This window comes from Halovenus marina (assembly GCF_051414115.1).
Classification (GTDB): Archaea; Halobacteriota; Halobacteria; order Halobacteriales; family Haloarculaceae; genus Halovenus; species Halovenus marina.
In genome coordinates, this window is record NZ_JBLKNZ010000001.1 from 2,165,099 (window position 1) to 2,184,456 (window position 19,358).

16 protein-coding genes and 1 pseudogene are annotated in these 19,358 nt (G+C 61.0%); 7 read left to right on the forward strand and 10 right to left on the reverse strand.

The genetic code is table 11. The annotated features are described in order from the left end of the window. Window positions 1-29 precede the first annotated feature (29 nt). The 3 genes from ACMGFL_RS11130 to ACMGFL_RS11140 form a co-directional block, all read right to left on the reverse strand. Window positions 30-1,016 (reverse strand): DUF1616 domain-containing protein, encoded by a 987-nt coding sequence (locus ACMGFL_RS11130; protein ID WP_436935609.1) that lies wholly within the window; start codon window positions 1,014-1,016, stop codon window positions 30-32. 93 nt (window positions 1,017-1,109) lie between these two features. Next, a complete protein-coding gene (locus tag ACMGFL_RS11135) occupies window positions 1,110-3,074 on the reverse strand; it encodes a heparinase II/III family protein (protein WP_436935610.1) in 1,965 nt (654 codons plus the stop codon). Further along, window positions 3,067-4,392, reverse strand: a complete 1,326-nt coding sequence (locus ACMGFL_RS11140) for a glycosyltransferase family 4 protein (RefSeq protein WP_436935611.1) — start codon at window positions 4,390-4,392, stop codon at window positions 3,067-3,069. Before ACMGFL_RS11140 ends, ACMGFL_RS11135 begins: the two co-directional genes overlap by 8 nt. Window positions 4,393-4,610: 218 nt before the next feature. Between ACMGFL_RS11140 and ACMGFL_RS11145 the strand changes: the two genes are divergently transcribed. Further along, entirely contained in the window at window positions 4,611-4,919 is a 309-nt protein-coding gene (locus ACMGFL_RS11145; protein WP_436935612.1) for a DUF8044 family membrane protein, read from the forward strand. Window positions 4,920-5,084: 165 nt separating this feature from the next. After that, entirely contained in the window at window positions 5,085-6,311 is a 1,227-nt protein-coding gene (locus ACMGFL_RS11150) for an FG-GAP repeat domain-containing protein (RefSeq protein ID WP_436935613.1), read from the forward strand. A gap of 30 nt (window positions 6,312-6,341) precedes the next feature. Here ACMGFL_RS11150 and ACMGFL_RS11155 read toward each other — a convergent pair whose 3' ends face one another. The 5 genes from ACMGFL_RS11155 to ACMGFL_RS11175 all read right to left on the reverse strand — a co-directional run bounded on the left by ACMGFL_RS11155 (window position 6,342) and on the right by ACMGFL_RS11175 (window position 12,736). Beyond that, entirely contained in the window at window positions 6,342-7,211 is an 870-nt protein-coding gene (locus ACMGFL_RS11155) for a sugar phosphate isomerase/epimerase family protein (RefSeq protein WP_436935614.1), read from the reverse strand. A 192-nt stretch (window positions 7,212-7,403) separates the two neighbouring features. Further along, on the reverse strand, window positions 7,404-8,675 hold the full coding sequence (locus ACMGFL_RS11160) for a nucleotide sugar dehydrogenase (RefSeq protein ID WP_436935615.1): 1,272 nt from the start codon (window positions 8,673-8,675) through the stop codon (window positions 7,404-7,406). A 248-nt stretch (window positions 8,676-8,923) separates the two neighbouring features. Next, window positions 8,924-10,045 carry a glycosyltransferase family 2 protein gene (locus ACMGFL_RS11165; RefSeq protein ID WP_436935616.1) on the reverse strand — a complete coding sequence of 374 codons (1,122 nt, stop codon included), beginning with the start codon at window positions 10,043-10,045 and terminating at the stop codon, window positions 8,924-8,926. A gap of 248 nt (window positions 10,046-10,293) precedes the next feature. Beyond that, complete coding sequence (locus tag ACMGFL_RS11170) at window positions 10,294-11,475, reverse strand: Gfo/Idh/MocA family protein (RefSeq protein ID WP_436935617.1); 1,182 nt, start codon at window positions 11,473-11,475, stop codon at window positions 10,294-10,296. A gap of 274 nt (window positions 11,476-11,749) precedes the next feature. Further along, the gene (locus tag ACMGFL_RS11175) at window positions 11,750-12,736 is read right to left on the reverse strand and encodes a hypothetical protein (protein WP_436935618.1); all 987 of its coding nucleotides are present in this window, start codon (window positions 12,734-12,736) and stop codon (window positions 11,750-11,752) included. A 167-nt stretch (window positions 12,737-12,903) separates the two neighbouring features. Between ACMGFL_RS11175 and ACMGFL_RS11180 the strand changes: the two genes are divergently transcribed. Both ACMGFL_RS11180 and ACMGFL_RS11185 read left to right on the forward strand, forming a co-directional pair. Beyond that, window positions 12,904-13,485, forward strand: coding sequence for a metal-dependent hydrolase (locus ACMGFL_RS11180; protein ID WP_436935619.1), 582 nt, complete (start codon window positions 12,904-12,906; stop codon window positions 13,483-13,485). Window positions 13,486-13,688: 203 nt separating this feature from the next. Continuing rightward, window positions 13,689-14,315, forward strand: coding sequence for a DUF7344 domain-containing protein (locus ACMGFL_RS11185; protein WP_436935620.1), 627 nt, complete (start codon window positions 13,689-13,691; stop codon window positions 14,313-14,315). A gap of 768 nt (window positions 14,316-15,083) precedes the next feature. Here ACMGFL_RS11185 and ACMGFL_RS11190 read toward each other — a convergent pair. Together ACMGFL_RS11190 and ACMGFL_RS11195 are read right to left on the reverse strand one after the other, a co-directional pair. After that, window positions 15,084-16,055 (reverse strand): NAD-dependent epimerase/dehydratase family protein, encoded by a 972-nt coding sequence (locus tag ACMGFL_RS11190; protein ID WP_436935621.1) that lies wholly within the window; start codon window positions 16,053-16,055, stop codon window positions 15,084-15,086. Window positions 16,056-16,230: 175 nt separating this feature from the next. Further along, on the reverse strand, window positions 16,231-16,659 hold the full coding sequence (locus ACMGFL_RS11195; RefSeq protein ID WP_436935622.1) for an NUDIX hydrolase: 429 nt from the start codon (window positions 16,657-16,659) through the stop codon (window positions 16,231-16,233). 515 nt (window positions 16,660-17,174) lie between these two features. On the opposite strand from ACMGFL_RS11195, the gene ACMGFL_RS11200 reads away from it, so the two are divergent. From ACMGFL_RS11200 to ACMGFL_RS11210, 3 genes and pseudogenes are all read left to right on the forward strand, one after another. Then, the gene (locus tag ACMGFL_RS11200) at window positions 17,175-18,557 is read left to right on the forward strand and encodes a carbohydrate-binding protein (RefSeq protein ID WP_436935623.1); all 1,383 of its coding nucleotides are present in this window, start codon (window positions 17,175-17,177) and stop codon (window positions 18,555-18,557) included. 6 nt (window positions 18,558-18,563) lie between these two features. Continuing rightward, complete coding sequence (locus tag ACMGFL_RS11205; RefSeq protein ID WP_436935624.1) at window positions 18,564-19,142, forward strand: hypothetical protein; 579 nt, start codon at window positions 18,564-18,566, stop codon at window positions 19,140-19,142. Between the two features lie 6 nt (window positions 19,143-19,148). Next, window positions 19,149-19,343: pseudogene (locus tag ACMGFL_RS11210) on the forward strand (glycosyl hydrolase family 28-related protein); the annotation flags it as partial. Window positions 19,344-19,358 lie beyond the last annotated feature (15 nt).

The following is a 19,358-nucleotide window of genomic DNA, read 5'->3' on the forward strand; positions in this document are numbered from 1 at the left end:
CGACACCCGTATCTGAAACACAGTACGTCTCAGTCAGTCACGGCGACGGTGAGACTCACCGACCGATACGCGTTCTCGAGCGTCGGATCCGCTGGAACAGTGTCCTGATAGAGAAGATACGTCAGCCGGATCCGATCGCCCACCGTCGTCGGCCGAATCTCGTGGTCGACTATCCGTTCCTCGCCGTGTGCCAGTGTGAGGGTTCGCCGGTCGAGTTCGACCGTCTCGTCGATTTCGCCGAATTCGTACCGCTGTAACAGTATCACGGTCGTGTATTCGACGGTCTGCCTCTCGTGGTTACCAACGTGGAGATAGAGTGTCTCCGACTCGTTCGTGGACAGTTCGGCTGGATAGGCGCTGGCGGTCAGTTCACCACCCTCTCCCTCGCTCAGGAGTCCGAACTCCGTGTAGCGCTCGGGTTCGCCGGGGCTTGCGATTGCGAGCCCACCACCCGCGATGACCAGCACGACCAGCAAGACGAGCGCCGCGTTCAGCCTGTTCGCCGTCGTGTACGACAGTCCGCGTCGTGCCATCGCTCTGAACGAGACGTGAAATCGGTCGGACGGGGGCTGTCTGTACCGCCGAACCGCTCCGAGAAGTGCGCTGAATACGGTGAATCCGGCGATAGTCGACAACACGGTCCCGCGTTCGATGGTCTGTGAGACGAAGATCAGTCCGAGCGCAAGGAGCGGAACAATCGCGAGACTCAGCCCGACCGAAAGCACAACCCGCTCGAACGCGCTCACCCCCCTGCTGGACCGGTCATCCGACGCCAGCAGGCCCGGTGCTGCTCTCGGAAACAGTGCCGAGATGAGCGCGTAGCCGGGGAGAAAAAAGACAAACAGGAAGCCGAGCGGGACGCGAATCGCCGCTGCGCCACCCGCCGATCCCATCGCGAGCAGAAGGGTAAGACCCGCCGCAGCAGAGACCAGCGCCAGATCGGTCAGCACGGCCAAACCAGTCGCGCCAGCGCGTGTCGTCTGTGACGGCTTCGTTCCCGCGTCAGTCCGTTCCATCAATAACGATTACGTACCCGTACGTTCGGATTGTTATGCTGTGGTTACCACGGGGAGGTGTCTCGGCTGTCCGCCGAATCCGGGCGTCCGGAGTCACTGTCCCAGCGAGTTCGCTCTCGCTTCGTACTCGCGATACTCAGACCGACTGCAGGGCCGTTTGGAGATGAGCAGATCCACTGGGTCGCGGCCCGGCGAGAAGACAAACTTGAGACTCGGCCGTCTGATCTCCCGTCGGAACTCCGGGAAGTACGGGCTGGTCCCACGCGTCACGTCGGTGAATCCGACCGGGAGCAGATACGCGAGTTCCGTTCCATCGACAGCGAGGGCGAACCCATCGCCAGCGTCCTGCCGTTCGACGCGAACCTGCGGATGGAAGTGAAGATGACTCCGGGCAGCGTCGCGCTCAGTGTCGGTGACACTGTCGCGGATCAGCCACCACTCGCCATCGGTGACGACCTGTCTTCGATGGCGGTACCCGTGAGAGAGAGAGTGTTTCCGATACGCACCGTCGAAGACGGTGTGGCCGTCGGCGTGCGTGTACTGAACCTGGGGCTGTAGGCGCTTGCCAGCCAGATAGCGACCCCCGATATCGACCGGTTCGACGGGTCCGACCTGCACCGTGTTGTGCCCGCGGACACTTCGTGCGTACTGGCGTCTCGCGGTCGGCGCGTAGTCGTAGGTACCGGTATCGGTGACCAGTTGCGTGCCGTCGACCCACAGCAGGACCGAAAACAGGTCGTTGTGCGAGTGGGCGGGGAGAGATGGCGGACCGAAGCGACCACCGTCGACGAGAAGGCGGTCGCCTCCGTCTCCGAGCCAGTAATAGCCCGACTCTGGGAGTGCGCCGATGTCTCCGTCCGCCTGTGGTTCGACACCAACAGCCTCGGCGTAGGCCAGACAGTCGTCCAGTTCCAGCGCCTGCCCGTAGACGGCATCGTTGAGGAGTGGAATGCGTCCGTCGGGCGGTCGAATCGCCTGCAAGAACCGCGTCCCCCGCGTCGCTGCATCCGCCACCGCGCTCGGCAACGCCGAACCGCTCTCCGCCAACAGACCGAGTGCGGTCAGATATCTGGTGAGCGCGATGACGTGGTACATCGGACTGTGCTCGAAGTGGCCGCCGTCGGGCAGAAACTGGTCGCTGGCAGTGTCGAGCACAGCGACCCCGGTTTCGAGCCAGCGCGCGCCTGCGTCGTGGGTCCGAAACAGTACGCCAGCCATCACGAGTGCAATGCCGTTCTCGATCAGATGGTTGCCGCCAATATCGCGCTCGATGTGCTGTTCGAGAAACAGCGCGTTCTTGTAGATCAGGCGAGCGAGGGTGTCGAGAAACGCAGATTCCGCCTCAGTATCGACACACCAGCAGTAGTATCGACACCAGTTCAGCAGGCGGAGCGACACAGCGTGTGGCGTCCAGGCGCGGCGCAGATATCCGTGCGTGCCGATTTTCGTCTCGTCTGACCGCGCCCAACTCCGAATCCACCGCCGGAACCGGTCGTGCTCGTCCGCCACGTCCGCTGGTGTCTCAGTGCCGAACACCACATCTGCAAGAAACTCGAAGCCCCGGAACTTGATCGCCCAGAGTTCAGGTTGGTCAGCCAGCGCCGGATGAAACCAGTTCGGCTCACCTCCGGGCGCGACGTGTAGCGTCTCGTTGAGCAGAGTGAGGTTCCCCTCCCGCACTGCTCGCGCACGGTCGAGATGGTGTCGTCGTTGTTCAGCAGAGACGCACCGACGAAGCGTCGCTGTGTTGGCGCGAATCGGGGCAGGTGTGGTCCGCAGGTCCGGGGGAATGCGGCGCTCGTATCGCTCGTCGAAATCGACTGGGAGCGACGGGACGACGAGGTGACGTGCCTTCCGCTCTGCGACCCCCGCGAGTTGTCGCACGTGCATGTTCGTCGCGGTGTGATAGAACAGCGGCCAGTTGCCCGGGTCGAGAAAGAACCCAATCCGGGACTCGTCCGACCCTGACTCAGACTCATCTGACTCCGCCCGGGACCCGTCCGACCACGGGTGGGACCCGACAGACTCCGCCCGAAAACTGTCGTCTGTCTCAGTCATGGTCTCCATCGCTCAGGTTCCGGAGGTGGGACTCGAAGCGGTCGGCAATAGCGTTCCTGTCGTATCTGTCGCGCACGTACTCGTGGCCTCGCCGTCCGGTCTCGGCGCGCAGGTCGGGATCGGTTTGCAGTCGCTCGATGGAGGCAGCGACCGATTCGGGGTCGTTCTCGGCAAGAATTCCGCCGCCCGACTCCTCGAGAAACCGGTCGAGTTCCCCGTTTCCGGTGGCGACGACCGGGAGTGCACAGCCGAGATACTCGTAGACTTTCGTCGGCATCGCGTAGGACAGTTCGTCGTCGTCCTTGAGCGGGGCGACCCCCACGTGTGCGTCTGACAGCAGGTCTGGTATTTGCTCGTGTGGCACGGGGTCGACAAACTCCACGCGGTCGCGAACCCCCTGTTCTGTGGCTCGCCGCTTCAGGTCTGCCACAGCGTCGCCGCCGCCGACGAGTCGCAACTGCACCGACTCGGGAAGGGAAGCGAGCGCGTCGACACAGATGCCAAGATCCTGCGCGTGACCGATATTTCCGGTGTAGATGACGACGTACGGGTCGTCTGTCTCCGCGTCGTCGGTCGCAGGGCTGTCTGTCACATCGTCGTCCGTTTCCACTTCGCCCGCCTCAGAGGCGTCTGTCCCGTCCATCTCGTTCGCGAATCGTGCGATGTCGACGCCGTTCGGAACCAGCCGTATCTTCGTCGAGAGGTGCTCGCCGTACTGGTCACACAGCCGGTCCCCGAGCGTTTCAGTCGTGACCGCGATGCTGTCGGCACGACCGAGAACGAAGCGCTGGTAGCGTCGACTGACCCGTTCGAGCGCACCCCCTTCCTCGATGAACCCCAGCGAGATCGAGGCGTCGATCCAGAGGTCACGCACGTCGACGACCCAGCGCTGTCCGAACAGTTCCGTCGTCAGCCCGGCGACACCGGTCGATATCGGCGGCGTCGTCGTCACGACCACGTCGTACTGTCGACCGTTGCACAGCAGCCAGAGAAACGAGTGGGCGGCAAACAGCACGTAGTACGCCATGCGGGCGAGAAATCCCGGGTCAGCGGTGGTCGGCTGCCACGCCCAGAGCCGATTGACGACGACACCGTCGACGGTCGTCGACTCTCTGAATCGCCAGGAACGACCGAAGTCCTCCGGGGGAAAGCTCGCAGGTGGCGCAAGGACCGTGACCGCCCAGCCGTCGTCTGCGAGTGACGTGGCCACGTGGTCGATTCGCGAGGCGTGTCCGCTTCTGTCGGGCGGGAACTGCTGTGAGACGAACACGACACTCCGCTTGGCCTCCCCGTCAGACGATTCAGAGCTGTCTGTCACAGGGGGCAAGTCAAACCGTGCGGTCGGGTCAGGGGTATCACCGCCACTCGATACGTCGGAGACACTCATCTGTGCCACTCTGGAGACGTGTCGGAGATTGTTATGCTGCCGCTAGCGGTCGGGGGCACATGAAGAGCGGACGTGTCGGCCCGGTTATCTCGAACGGTCGACGGTTAAGCGACCTATACTGAAGTGTCGGGCACAGTAAGCGAGGGTAGATGAGTACTCTCAAAGCGCGAAGTGACGAACGATATGCCGACACATCCCTGCCCCGAATCCGAATACTCGTCGCCGTACAGGCGGTCTGGATGGTGCTTTTGGTCGGGCTGTTGGAGTGGTTCGGGTCGTTTTCGTTCGAGAGTTTCTACGTCTTCTCGTACGTCGGTCTGGCCGTCAACGCGCAACTGTTCGCGCCGGTCGAACCCGCAGCGCGCTGGTGGCGAACCGTAAAGTGGTTCGTTCGACTCGGCTTTCTCGGCCTCTGTTATTTCGTCGCGGTCCGTGTGACCGACGTTACGCAGGTCTGATACTGCTGGCCGTTCGAGGTGCATAGACCAACCGTACCGGAGTCACAGTCGAGTGGAGACCCCGATACGGAACGACAGCCAAATCCGCGATTCAGCGCGCAAAACTCCCCTCAGCACGGGGTATGAACTCTCTAATTTTGTAGGTAGCGAGCGTCGTCGTGTCACATGGAGTTTACACACGAAGTCATCGACGATAGCCCGCCCTGCGGACGACTCGGTATCTGCCAGCCAACGGATCTGACCGGCAACGGTCGCCCGGACCTCATCGTCGGGGGGATGGGGTCGGAGACGCTGCCGGTGCTCGGAACGAACGGTTTCCCGCTGATCGGCCGGTTCTTTCGTCGACTGGAGACCAGCCTGTTCTGGTACGAAAATCCCGGCTGGAAACGCCACGCCATCTCGACGACACCGCACCTGTACGTGTTCGGAAACGCGCTGGGCGACGTCAGCGGAAACGGCCGACTCGACCTCATCGTCGGACAGGGGATTGGGCAGCACGACATCTACTGGTTCGAACAGCCAGCTGACCCCCGACAGACCTGGAAACGGCATCTCGTTGCGTCGGATTTCAACAAGTATCACGACCTCGAATTCGGGGACGTCGACAACGACGGCAACGCAGAGATCGTCGGAACGTCCCAACAGAGCGAAGTCATCTTCTACTACGACATCCCCGACGATCCAACACAGTCACCGTGGCCCTCGGAGTGCTGTCACATCATCGCTGAGAACACGGACGTCGAGGGGCTGAGAGTCGTCGATATCGACGGCGATGGGAAAAACGAGGTGATCGCTGGAACGAACATCTACCGCCACGTTCCCACCGAAAATGGTGAGCCGGGACTGTCAGCAAGCCCAGCAGAAGCCAGCGTCAGTGAAGCGCAAACTGATGGCGGAGCGACGCTGCAAATTGCAGACGACTGGCAGCGAACACAGATTGCGAGTGACTGGGACTGGACGCGGGTCGCTGTCGGAGACATCGACGGCGACGGAGAGCTAGAGGTCGTGTTCACCGAGGGCGATTCGCCAGAACTCGGCGATTCGATGGCCCGCGTCGCCTGGTTCGACCCTCCGGACTGGGAACCGCATCTGCTCCGTGATGACATGTACTGCCCCCACTCCGTCCAGCTTGCAGACTTCGACGGCAACGGACTCCTCGACATCTACGTGGGGGAGATGGGACTTGGGACGAACGACGGCGATGCCGAACACGTGATCTTCCGGAATCAGGGCGGTGGCGAGTTCGAGGAGACGGTCATCGAGTGGGGCATCCCAACCCACGAGGCCAAAGCTGTCGACGTCGACGGCGACGGCCGAATCGACATCATCGGAAAGTCCTACGAGCCGAACACCCACGTCGACGTCTGGTACAATCGAACGAGCGCCGAGTGACGGCCGTGAGGGGTCACCGACTGTTCGCCGTTAGGCGATAGCCTGCGCGCGGAGTGGCTCGACGACGGCGTCGGCCCCGTGCTGGATCGTCGCCATCGCGTCCTCGGGGTGGTCGTGTTCGTAGATGAGCCACTCGACGTCGCTCCGTGTAGCCGCTGAAAACACGCGCTCGTAGTCGAGCACGCCAGTCCCGGGATCAGTCGACTGATAGCCGTCAGACGAGTCAGTGACGTCACAGACGTGAATCGCCGTCAACCGGTCACCGAAGAATTCGTACACCTCATTCTGGTCGTGGTTGGCGGCTCTGACCTCTCCGGCGTCGATCTCGAAGCCGATGTTCGCTCCGGCGGTACACTCGAAGAGATAGCCGATCCCCGTGTCACGCATCTGGGTTGCAGTCTGTCGAAGCCGTAACGGCTCAAACACGAGTCCGTCAACAGCGCCCGGCACGACTCCAGCGTCCACGAGACGACCGAGAAGCGGATAGTTCAGCGGTGGAAACAGGTCATGGCGCGTGTTGTGATAGACCAGATCGAACCCGCGCTGTTCGAGTGTCGTCGCAATCTCCGTCAGCGTGTCTGCGAACGCTCGGGTACGTCGCTTGGTCCGAAAGTGCGTCGCCGGGACGTGCGGGATTACGAGTTGGGAACAGCCGATTGTCTCGAACCGGTCCATGATCGGGCCTGGATCCGACTTGAGCGCCGAGAACTCGACGTGCCCGCCGACCGGAACGAGCCCCGTCTCATCGAGTGTGGCGGCGACAGCGTCCGGATCCGCATCCGCGAATCTGCCAGCGAACTCGACGCCCTCGAATCCCGCGTCGCTAACGTACTCCAGGGCTGTCGGGAGGGTCACTTCGAGGTCACGGACGCTGTGCAGTTGGATTGCCGGTCGCATCATGGTTCGACCCCCGCAGACAGGCGCAATTGGGTCGAGAATTCCTTCCACAGGCGAGCAGTACGACGGTACCGAAAGTCACGGGCCATACGCAGCCATACTCCGGAGCGAATATTGTTATACCAGCGTTACCCGACGAGAGGTCGAGGTATTTTCGGTATCAGACGGCCGTTGAACGGCTGCTGCGCCGGGGGATCAGATCCCACACAGTCGAACGTCGTGGGTGTCCCATCGCCGTTCGTCGAGGACGTCCACGGCATCGAACACGAGGTCAGTGCGGAGAAGACCACTCACAGTCTCCGGGTCGAGACTACGGTATTCGTCGTGGGCGGCGGTGAGAACAGCGGCATCCGCCCCGTCGAGCGCCTCTTGCTGTGAATACAGGTCGAGATACGAGTCGGTCACGTGCGGGTCCGAGAGACGAACGCTCACGGTTCCGCGCCCGCCGTCAGTGAGTGGTTCGATTCGAACGGGGGCCTCTTCGAGCGTCCGGGCGAGTGCCAGTCCGGGGCTGTTGCGTGTCTCCGCAACGTTTCCTTTGTAGGCAACACCGAGAATAGCGATCTCTGCATCCGCGAGCGTTCCGAGTTCCTCGCGCAGTCTGGCCGCGATGTACTCCGGCATGCTGTCGTTGACCGACCGGGCCGACTCCACGAGTGTCGCTCGATCGGAGTACTCGGTGAGAAAGAGCGGGTCGACCGGCAAGCAGTGGCCGCCCACACCTGGACCGGGGCGGAGAATATCCACCCGTGGATGCGTGTTTGCAAACTGGATCGCCTCACGCACGTCGATATCGTGGTCGTCAGCGAGGAGTGCGAGTTCGTTCGCGTACGCGATGTTCAGGTCACGAAACGCGTTCTGTGCCAGTTTGACAAATTCCGCGGTCGTGGCATCGGATGTCACATGAACGGCCCCGTCGATGACAGGCCGGTACAGGTCACAGACAGTTCTGGCAGACCGGCGGTCGATACCGCCGATGATGCGGTCGTTCGCTCGGAGTTCAGCGACGGTGTTTCCGGGGAGTATCGTCTCCGGCGAGTACGCGAGTCCGAACTCCGATCCCGCCGTGAGTCCGGACTTCTCCAGCAGCGGGGCGACGGTAGTCGCCGTCGTCGTCGGTGGGACCGTCGACTCGACGATGATGGTATCACCCGGACGGAGGTCGGCAGCGATCGTTTCCGACGCCTGCTCGACGTAGGTCAGGTTCGCCGCATCGTCGTACGGCGTCGGGACACAGATCGCGTGGTACTCTGCTGGCACACTCTCGTCACTGGGCGACAGCCCACTGGCCAGCGCATCTGTCACGTATCGCTCCAGGGCGTCCTCGGTCACGGTCAGGTCGCCAGTTCTGAGCGACTCGAGAACCGCCGGGTCGGTATCGTACCCGACGACCTCGTGTCCGTTGTTTGCAAACAGCGACGCCGTCGCAAGCCCCACGTACCCGAGGCCGTGCACACAGATAGTCACTGTTCGTTCCCTCCCGAGTGATGCGTGCGCTGTTGGTTCGAGCGTGCATCCGACTGCGAGCACGGATCGGACTGCGAGCGTGCATCCGACTGCGAGCACGGATCGGACTGCGAGCGTGCATCCGACTGCATGGGTTGGTGACCGATAGCTGATTGTCGTTGCGGGATCGGTCCATCGCGTTGGAACCGGCTATGCATCTTCTGGATCCTCCGCTGAAATCCGCTTTGTTATAGACAACCTGTCGACACTCATCGTCTGACAGTCACCTCCAGATCCGCGCTCTGCTGTCGGTCGAATGCCATCCCGACGCCGATCAAAATGGCACAGAGACACAGCCCCAAGGCAGTTGCGCCCAGAGCGGTGTACTGTGCCGAAATCAGGACCGACAGCAAAAGCGAGATTACCAGCAGAGCGCCGCCGACCGTCCCGAACAGATACGGGAGTACGACCCGGCGCCCACTCGACCCGTACTTCGTCCGGAGTCGCCAGACGAAGTTCTGCAACAGCAACCACGACAGCTGGGGGATAAATCGGCTGTACCTGATCGAACTGTCCTCGTCTCCGTACACCGCAGCCATTTCGACGTCAGCGATTCGCATATCGTGGGTGTTCAGGCGGGTCAACAGGTCGTTCAAGAAGCCGTACTCGTCGTACAGCGAATCGAGTTCGATCTGTTCGAGCGCCTCGGCAGAGATGGCCGTGTAGCCGTTCTGGGGGTCGGTCATTCGCCAGTATCCCGACGCGATTCGCGTGAGCGTCGTCAGGAGAAGATTCCCAAACAGGCGCCAGCGCGTCATCCCCCGCCAGTGGTCTTTGGTCACGAGACGGTTGCCCTTCGCGTACTCGACTCTGTTCTCGGCGACCGGGTCCAGAATCTCGTCCAGAATGTCCGGGTCCATCTGCCCGTCCCCGTTCATCACTGCCACGACGTCCATCCCGTCGTCGAGAGCGCGCGTGTACCCCGTCTTGATAGCGGCACCGACACCCTGGTTCGTCTCGTGTCTGAGCGGGACGACCCGCGAGACGGGTCGCTCATTCCCGGATATCTGTTCGTAGGGCGACAGCACTTCCACTGTGCCACCGACCGGCACGTCGACCCCCTCGCCCACCGCGGCCGCCCGGTCGTGGTCTGCTGACGTATCTAGCCCACCGTCGGCAACCCAGTTTGTGGACGCACTCGCCGGTTCAGCCTCGCTATCGTTGACTCGCATCGTCGCCGCTCTGATTTCGGCCCAGGTGCTGTCTGTCGAGCAGTCGTCGACTGGATAGATCCGGTCGACGAATGCCGGAATCGTCTCGATGACGTCGCCGACGAACCCTTCCTCGTTGTACGCCGGTATCACGACGGCGATGAGTTTTCCCTTGTACATGATCGGTTGCGTGGCGGGAACAGGAGACACACAGACTGCCGACACCAGACACGACTCCCGCCGGGATCGGTTCCGAAGCGGTGCCCGGTCAGCGAAGTATCGAGGGAAACGGCCGAACCGTGCTTTGTTATGCTTCAGTTACAGATGCTAGTCGCTCTCTTCTCGCTGTAGTCGATCAGATCAGCACACCCTACCCGACGAACACTGGCCAGAGAAGTCAGCTGGTCGCTGTCGTCACCGGAGTCAGTTTACTGCGTCTTGGGTTTCGTCTGGACGGTTGGTCCATTCTCAGCAGCCGTTTTCGATACGCTCTCGTAGTGCTCAGCACAGAGCGCTTCGAGTGGGTTATCGGTGATCCGAATCGGGAGTGAGATCGGATGCTGGCGTCGTGCCGATTCCCAGCAGGCAAAGACCAGTTCGGTCCCGCGGAGCGCACGCTGTCCAGAGATAGCTGGCTCCGTTCCCGCTTGCAGGGAATCAACGACGTGTTCGATCGCCCGTTCGTAGTGATTGATCTGATCGCGGTCGACCGAGACCCCGGGCAGTACGCTCGTAATCTTGTCTGTCACAGCCTGCATCCTCGTCGGTCCCGTCGTGTAGACCGATTCGCCGTTCGTGTCGACTGATTCCCACTTGCCTGTCGTACGCACGCGCAACGGCGGCCCGGAGTCCGGTTGTATCTCGATACAACCGTCTGTCCCGACGAGACGGAGATACGCATCGACGAGGGTCTCACCGCCCTCCGCGGTCGAAGCAAATCCCTGTGTCCCATCGGAGTACTCCCAGTGTGCCACGGCCCGTCGCTCGTTGAGCGCGCCGAACCATCGGTTCTCTGGGTCCGGTTCGACACCTGCGAGTGCCCACTCCGGCGTCGCCTCGTCGGTAAACAGTTCACAGAGATCGAACAGGTGGGTGCCAGCGTCGAAGAGGTTGACCTCAGACCATTCCAGACGCTCAAGGTCACCGATCTTGCCGTCGTCGAGCAACCGTTTTGCCGCCCGAACCGGTTCCGAGAGTCGACGCTGGTGGTCGATGGTCAACTGAACGTCGTTGCGCTCGCAGGCGGCGACCATCGCCTTGCAATCGCCCCACTGCGTCGCCATCGGTTTCTCACAGTGGATCGCCCCGAGATCACCCATCTCGGCACAGTCGACGACGATCTCGGCGTGTACCGAGGGCGGGACGCAGACGCTCACGATGTCCACGTCTGCCTCGTCGAGCAGAGTTTCGTGGTCGGTGTACACCTGGTCGAGACCGAAGTTCTCGGCGAACGCCTCGGCGTTTTCGGGAACGATGTCAGCGCAGGCGACCAGTTCGCACTCGTCGAGACGCTCGTAGCCGGGGGCGTGTCGGTATGCCATCGCATAGCCGTCTCGGTCTCGTTCGTCCGGGTCCGCGCCAGTTCCGATGATCGCGACTCGGTAGGTCATGTGGCTACTCTTTCGGACACGGCTGTAAGAGTATAAAGCGGCTACCGCGAGGCAACGCCGTGTGGACACGTTTCGCTCATGCGCGCGTGTCGTTCGCGCTCTGACTTCCCCACTGAAGTCGTGGACGTTCGCGCTTGGTCCGCTGTAACCGGAGCGAAGCGAATACGCACGCTCACAGAGCGTATACATAGTTTTCCATCGTACACAGACACGTACAAGAGATATCCGATCCCGACAGGGGAGTCCGAAGGGCTTCGTCATGGACGCCAAAGCGTCAGTCTGGCTGTGGGATAGGAGCGGTCAACTGACCGTGGTCGCCGCCCTCGAAGGTTCGAGACACGAGTGAGCGCCGTTCCTGCAGTTCGAGTTCAGCCATCGCAAACGGTCCGGGCATGGCGAACGTCGCCAGATGCAGGTCCCGTGGTTCGCCCCCCGATTCGATTTCGAATTCGACGGTAACGGCCGTCGGTTCGTCCTCGTCGTCGAAGGAAAAGCGTTCGTCGACGATGTGGACGTCATCGAGTTGGCCGTTGCCCTCTCGCGGACCCGCTGACGGGTTCTCCGTGATGCCATCGATCGAATTGCCGAGTGCGGCCATCAGATCGAGGTCGTTGCCGCCGTACAGGGGCGGGTCCGGCGGCGCGCTTCCGGGGCCGAAGTCGACCTGCCAGTACACCAGTTCCGGGACGTAGCTCGGCTCCGGGACACAGCCGCTGTGACTCAGCGTGAGTGTCGGATCGTCGCCGCCACCGCTGAACGACACAGACGCGTCCGTAACAGTCCCAGCGCGCTGAACTGCATCGAAGTGAACCGAGCCCTGATCCCGAACGGTCCCTGCGAGATCCGTTATCGTCGGTTCGTCCTCGAAGTGAACGGTGAGCGTCGCGTCTTCGATTGGCTCGGAACCGCCCGGGGAGAGCACCCACTTCCAGTAGCTGTCGTCGGGGCAGTTGAGGGCCATGTGTTCCGCCCCCGCTCTACCCCAGTGTAGCTCTCTGGGTAACTCCGGACTCTCGGTTTGTTGGCTCTCCGTCTGATCCGTGTTTTCCTGCGTGTCCGGGTCGTCAGTGTCCCCGTCGGATTCAGCAGCCGTCTCCGAGTTAGCATCATCGCTCTGGAGCGACTCGGGAGTATCGCTGGCGTCAGATCCGGCGACTTCGTCCGGCGCGTCATCGTCGGCGTCGAATCCGAGACAGCCGCTGAGCCCGACAACGACCGCACTCCCGGTAAGCAAGAACTCACGTCTGTTTGGTGTGTCCATACTTCGACGTGACAGTACCGAGTCTTTGTTACGCACTCTCTGACGTTCGCTCGCGAGGGATCGCCCACTGTGGAAGACTGAAGCCGCCACGATCGAATCCTCGGTCGCGTGACCGCACCGAAGTATGAATTACATAACTTTGCCCATCACCCCCGTCCTCTCAGAAAATGTGGCCGTGGGAGCACGCAATTCTCGGCTATCTCGTCTATTCCGGCGTCTGTCATCTTCGGTACGGAGAATCGCCCACGAGTCTCGGAACGAGTGTCGTCGTCTTCGCATCGCTACTGCCGGATCTCATCGACAAACCGCTGGCCTGGAGTGTCGGTCTCGTCGAAACGGGATACGCGATCGGGCATTCCGTGTTCTTTGCTGTCCCGCTCGTGGTCGCCGTCGGCGTCTGGGCCGCATCTGCGGAACAGCGACGGGTTGGAGTTGCCTTCGGGGTCGGCTACCTGCTGCATCTCCCCGCTGATATCGTCTTTCAGATGACTGGGGGCAGTGGTGTCCATCTTGAGATTGTCCTCTGGCCGATTGCAACCTTCGGGGAAGTAGAAGCGACCAACGGGTTCCTCTGGGAGTCGCTCCGCCGGATCGAACTCTTTCGTGCGGACGTGCTTGCCGGAGACCTCTCGACGTACATGTGGGCACAGCTCGTGATCACCGTACTCGTGTTCTGCCTCTGGCTGTACGACGGCGCTCCGGTCGCACGTGAGGGGGTTCGAAAGACAGCGAACCTGCTCACCAGGTGATTGACACCGTGGGGGAACCGGCTAGCACACTCCGGTCGCTGCCGTCGAAGCACAGGCGAGTACCCGCCTCCTACCCGATAACAACAGGATACTACTCTCGATAATAGGTCCCATCCGATGTTATTCTAAATGTAACAAAGTAGTGAGGGGTCCCTGATGAACTACGGTGGTTCCGTGTATCACGACTCACTACCGCGAGACAGATGCCATTCGGGGGCAGACAGCGCGTCTGCGCCAGCCGACCCGGAACTAGCACAGCAAATCACCGAACACTGACCGATCCAATCGTGTCGACCAAAGAATCACTCTCCCAAGACGACGTGTTTGAGCTGCTCAGTAGCGCTCGCCGAAGGTATGTCCTGTATTTGCTACGCGAGGCAGACGAACCGATGAAACTGACGGAGCTTGCCAGTCAGGTCGCAGCCTGGGAATACGACACCGACGTCGATGACCTGACTGAGCAGGAACGAAAGCGCGTGTACGTCTCGCTGTATCAGACCCACATCCCGCATCTCCACGATGCGGGTGTCGTTGCCTACGACAAGGACACCGGGATGGTTGCGCTCGAACCCAACGCCAAAGCGGTGGACAACTACCTCGAGACGCCGGAGTCTGGGATCTCGTGGGAGTGGGTGTATCTCGCGCTCGCGGCGACGAGTGCAGTACTGCTGACACTCACCGTGCTAGATTTCCTGTTTTTCGAGGCCGTGTCTGAGTCCGCGATTGCCATCGTGATTCTCGCTGCGTTCCTCATCGCGGCAGTCGCTCACACTATCTCAAGGATGCAGGCCAAGCAGGGAGTCCCGTCGGAACTCAAAAAACGACTCTAAGAGACCCATCCTGACAGTTTGTTGACTTTCAGGCTGTTCTCGTCGAGAGGGTAGTAGCAGACTTCATACTGCTGGCTGTACCATTTTGAACGAATTCGTCACCCCGGGTGGCGAATATCTGTACGAACGGACAGCCAGCAGTATCAGGAGAAGGGCATGTCCGCTCTGTTGATCGTCCGAGCAGCCGAACCTGCTCACCGCGAACAGCCACACCACGACTGGCTGATATCGATCATCGTGAACAGCCACACCAGGAATGGCCGTTACTGGTCACCGCGACGATTAGTGTTCGTCTCGTGGTGCTCGTCGGACTGTGGCATGAGTTGTTCCGGTTCGCGCTTGTAGACAGGGGTTTCAGCGAATTCTCGCATACGTCGCAGTTCGTTTTCGGTGAGATGTTCTGGCATCAACTTCTACTGAGGGAGTGTGAGAGATAGTAATTTGTCTCCTAATGGACGACGCGTCGCCGCTAGTTAGCTCCTATATACTGTTTCCAAATACAATATTTACTTGACATTATCGGGAATATTCCTGCGTTACTCGATGTTAACAGGCCGAAAAGTCCAGTAAAGACGAACTACCGCTGTGCTGTGCTGTCGATATGTTAATGTTGCTGGTGTATGATAACACGAAACAAACTATCGCCGAGAACGCACTGCTCAGACCACGCTCGCTGTGACAGTGAGACCAAATGGAGAGTGCAATCCAAGCACCGAGCAACGAGTACCCCAACGCCAGAAGATCAGGAACGTCGACAGTCGCAGTCGGCTATATTCGTCGGTTCCGGGGCTGTGAATCCGTAGGAAGCAGCGTCTCGAGACCCGCGCGGAGTCCCACCTGCGCGTTGAAATCAAGCATGGTTTCGGCTCGGTCTGTGTCTGCACAGCTCCGCTCGATGTCGCCCGAGCGGCCGTCGGTGTAACGGCGTTCTGACTCCGTCACAACCAGATTACTGATAATCCGCGCGAGTTCACGGATCTGCGTCTCGGTGCCGGTGCCGACGTTGAACGCCTCGCCGGTGTGTTCGGTGGTCGCCGCGAGCAGGTTCGCCCGGACGACATCGGTGACGTGCACGAAATCCCGAGTCTGTGTTCCGTCCCCGTGGACGGTGAAGGCGGTCCCGCGCTGGGCCTGTTCGAGGAAGGTGCTGATCACGCCGCTGTAATCCGACGCCGACTGGCGCGGCCCGTAGACGTTGAAGTATCGCAACGCGACTGTCGGAAGCCCGTACAGATCCGAAAACAGCCGTGTGTAGTGATCGAGAGTGACCTTGTCCACACCGTACGGCGAGGTCGGAGCGAACTGCGCGCGCTCCGGAATGGGGACTGTGGATGGATGACCGTAGACGGCGGCGCTCGATGCAGCGACGACCCGGGCATCCGCCCGCCGCGCACAGTCGAGTACCTCCACAGTGCCCCCGGCGTTTATCGTCTGACTCTCCCGTGGCTCGTCGACGGAGGCGTCGACGCTCACCAGACCGGCCTGATGAAAGACGGTATCGACGCCCCGCATCGCCCGCTCGACCGTCTCCCGGTCACGGACATCACCCTCGATGAACCGCGCCTGCGGGTGGAGGTTGTCGAGCGTCCCCGTCGACAGGTCGTCGAGAACGGTGACGTTGTTTGCCTGGACGAGTGCATCGACCAGGTGGCTCCCGATGAACCCCGCTCCGCCCGTGACGAGGACGCTGTGTCCCGTGAAGTCGTGTGCGCTCGCAGCGGACTCAAGTGAGAGACTCATCGACGTGATGTTTGCGAACTGTTTCAATTGTTATGGAGATATTACCGCGCGCCACGACACGTTGCACAGGCTGGACTCGCTGCCCGGCGAACGGACACTCATGCTGTCGGCTGTTCCATCTCGAACGTACTTCGCCACCTGGGGTGGCGAATAGTTGTACGTACAGCCGACAGTATCAGTCGAATCCACGTTCGAGACAGTGACGGACGGGAAGCAGTGTCGAGGGCGGCAGTGACGTGGGGTCGGCCCATCGCTTGGCGAGGATGCCGTCCGTCTCGTTCGGTCTCGGGTTGGAGACGAGCGTACAGTCGAACACGGTGTACCGGGTGACGGTGTTCTCGCGGCTGGCGTGAGCATACCAGAACGTCGCCCGCTCGCTCTCGATTCGTGCCCGGCAGTACAGCTCCTCGGCCAGCTCTCGACGGAGTGCGGCTGCGTTCGACTCAGCCGATTCGACGCCACCACCGGGTAACGTCCAAAACGACGACCCGTCCGAATGCGTCTCCTTGACGAGTAGGACACGGTCCGCAGCGGTTACGAGTGCTTTCACCCCGTGTCTGAGTACTATCGGCCGCGGTTTGGACGTGTTCGCCTGGCTGGACATACCTCCCACATCTCGATTCAGGTCAATAAGTAGACACCAGATACCAGCCACAGGTCGGCGTCGCTGTCCGACAGTGAGTCAGACCACAGGGCAGGTCCGAACAGAGCGGAAAGTTTCGGCAATAGACAGCTCCAGCGGATCGCCTACCACACGGCAGACGCGCTCGCCGGGCCCATCGGCAAACCCTCGCCAAAAGCGCTACCATCGAGTGATACTGTCGGTTGCGCTTTCGCAGGCGAATACGACGCATCGTTCTGCCCCAACCGGGATTGCAGACTGTTCTTACTTTGCAGTAAAACAATCATACGACAGATAAGGTCTTACTAACACAGCTTGCGCATCCGCTCAGCAGCGGGAGAGAGCCACGCAACAGCCGGGAAAGAGCAGCCTTACTGCAATTGCTTTGCATCTACACGTAACTAACGTATTAGCAATCGTCGACAAAACTGGTGAATCAGGCCCTTACTCTGCCAAATCTGTTATTATAGGCACTTCGTAACCATGCACGTGTCGAGATGAGTGACGATCCAACCGGCCACGATATGGAGAACGAACATCCTACCGGACTAACAGCGACGAGTAAGGAGATCATACGAGCGGTAACTCCGACACAGATTAGCGAACGGCTGAGCGAACAGCGCGGCGACCAAGACCCTGAATCGGCAGTCGAAGCGGAGCCTCGGCGTAACCGCACCGAGACCGCTGATTCAGGCGGGATCAACCGCCGAGCCTACATGTTGATGGCTGGCGGCGCAGTGGCCACCGCCGTGAGCGGAATCACGGGCGGTGACGTGGCAACTGCGACGCCAACGGCGGACGTGAGTCAGATCGACGCCTACGGATACGGCGGCGGCGGTGCCATCGGAACGGCAGCGACGGCCACGTTGACTGTCGACTCAAGCGAGACGCTGACACAGACAGAAGCAAACGCCGAGCGGTCGACGGCGATGTCAATCACCCCCGGAGCGCTGGTCGAAGCCGAACTCGACCCGGCAACCGTCGACTGGTTCGGCTTCGATGCCACCGAGGGTGACCCGATCACCGTCGAGTACGAACGGTCGCCCACCGTCGGCGTCACCGGCGTCGTCGTGTACGGGCCCGACGGGAGTTTCAAGGAGAAACTCTTCGTCGGCACCGACAGCCTCCATCGGCTCTCGACGACTGCAACGACGACTGGGACACACTTCGTCCAGGTTATCGACATCGAGGAAGGCGATGGGCCCTACTCGTTTACCGTGCTGCTCGAGACTGTCGACGACGGCAGCCGCAGTGACGGCGGCAGCACTGACGATGGGAGCGGAAGTGATGATGGTAGTGGAAGCGACGATGGCAGCACCGACGACGGATCGACGGGTTCGGGACAATCGCCCTACGGTGGGACCCCCCGGACTATCCCCGGCCGAATTCAGGCCGAGGAGTTCGACACCGGCGGACAGGACGTCGCCTACGTCGACACGACACAGGAGAATCAGGGCGGCGCGTTCCGCCCCGACGAGTTCGTCGACATCGAACAGGCGGGCGATTCCGCGAACGAGTACAACGTCGGCTACACCCGGGCGGGCGAATGGCTCGAATACACTGTCGATGTCACGTCCGGAACCTACGATATCGAGGTGTACGCGTCGACTGCATTCGATGGACGAGAACTCGCGATTGCGCTCGGAAGCGAGACGCTCGGCACCGTCCAAGTTCCCAACACCGGCGGCTGGTACAGTTGGGAGAGCACGACACTCGAAGGGGTCGACGTGACACAGAGCGGCACGCAGGTCCTCCGAGTCGAGTTTCTCACTGACAGCACCAACCTTCACTGGATTCGATTTATCGAGAACAGCGAACAGGACGACGAGTACGGAACGCAGGCGTACGGTGAATACGAATACGGCGGCATCTCACAGTAGCTATTCATGAGCAACCACAGATACAACACACCTTCGGAAGGTACACTCGACTGGCATATTCCACTGAACGAAAACTTCGAACAGCTCGACCGCGACGTCGAAATACGCGACACTGAAAGTAACCGGAGCAACTACACGCCAGTGATCGGCGCGAAGTTCTTCGCGACTGACTCCGGCGCGACCTACACCGGCGACGGCGATTCGTGGAACCTCGCTGGGTATCTCACCCGCGCTGGCGGCGGTGATCTGGGCCACTACGTCAACTACGAGAGCGGACTGGAAGACGAGGAGATCAACACGTTCTTTTTCGGGTCCGACGAGGTACTCGAAGTCATCCGCGCCTCGTTCCCGATGAAAGGCGTTTCGGAGGGGACCACCGACCCCGATGTGAACCTTCGTGTCTACGACGGTGGGACCAGCGGGACTCTCTTGCTGGAACTCGACGGAAACGACTTCACCACGGCCTCGTCTGCCTCGTCAGCCCCGTGGGTCGCCTCCTCCTCGCCCGTCACGGTGACCGTCTCGAACACAAGCGGTAGTCCAGTCGATGTCGTCCCCAAGGTCTGGGCGAACATCAGACGGTAGAGACTCATGGCCACGCTAAACGTTCAGGACTTCGGTGCTGTCGGTGATGGATCGAGTGACGATACCGCCGCGATTCAGGCGGCGATAGACAGCGCCGGGACCGGCGATACAGTCTATCTCCCTGCAACGGAAGCATACTATTCGATCCGGGGCGGCTACACGATCATCAACCTCTCCGATGCCCCTGACAATCTCACAATAGCGGGAGACGGACGG

Coding starts and splice junctions, on each gene's coding strand:
- ACMGFL_RS11130 (WP_436935609.1), bottom strand. CDS start 1,016: ATGGAACGGACTGACGCGGGAACGAAGCCGTCACAGACGACACGCGCT.
- ACMGFL_RS11135 (WP_436935610.1), bottom strand. CDS start 3,074: ATGACTGAGACAGACGACAGTTTTCGGGCGGAGTCTGTCGGGTCCCAC.
- ACMGFL_RS11145 (WP_436935612.1), top strand. CDS start 4,611: ATGAGTACTCTCAAAGCGCGAAGTGACGAACGATATGCCGACACATCC.
- ACMGFL_RS11150 (WP_436935613.1), top strand. CDS start 5,085: ATGGAGTTTACACACGAAGTCATCGACGATAGCCCGCCCTGCGGACGA.
- ACMGFL_RS11155 (WP_436935614.1), bottom strand. CDS start 7,211: ATGATGCGACCGGCAATCCAACTGCACAGCGTCCGTGACCTCGAAGTG.
- ACMGFL_RS11165 (WP_436935616.1), bottom strand. CDS start 10,045: ATGTACAAGGGAAAACTCATCGCCGTCGTGATACCGGCGTACAACGAG.
- ACMGFL_RS11170 (WP_436935617.1), bottom strand. CDS start 11,475: ATGACCTACCGAGTCGCGATCATCGGAACTGGCGCGGACCCGGACGAA.
- ACMGFL_RS11175 (WP_436935618.1), bottom strand. CDS start 12,736: ATGGACACACCAAACAGACGTGAGTTCTTGCTTACCGGGAGTGCGGTC.
- ACMGFL_RS11180 (WP_436935619.1), top strand. CDS start 12,904: ATGTGGCCGTGGGAGCACGCAATTCTCGGCTATCTCGTCTATTCCGGC.
- ACMGFL_RS11185 (WP_436935620.1), top strand. CDS start 13,689: ATGCCATTCGGGGGCAGACAGCGCGTCTGCGCCAGCCGACCCGGAACT.
- ACMGFL_RS11190 (WP_436935621.1), bottom strand. CDS start 16,055: ATGAGTCTCTCACTTGAGTCCGCTGCGAGCGCACACGACTTCACGGGA.
- ACMGFL_RS11195 (WP_436935622.1), bottom strand. CDS start 16,659: ATGTCCAGCCAGGCGAACACGTCCAAACCGCGGCCGATAGTACTCAGA.
- ACMGFL_RS11200 (WP_436935623.1), top strand. CDS start 17,175: ATGAGTGACGATCCAACCGGCCACGATATGGAGAACGAACATCCTACC.
- ACMGFL_RS11205 (WP_436935624.1), top strand. CDS start 18,564: ATGAGCAACCACAGATACAACACACCTTCGGAAGGTACACTCGACTGG.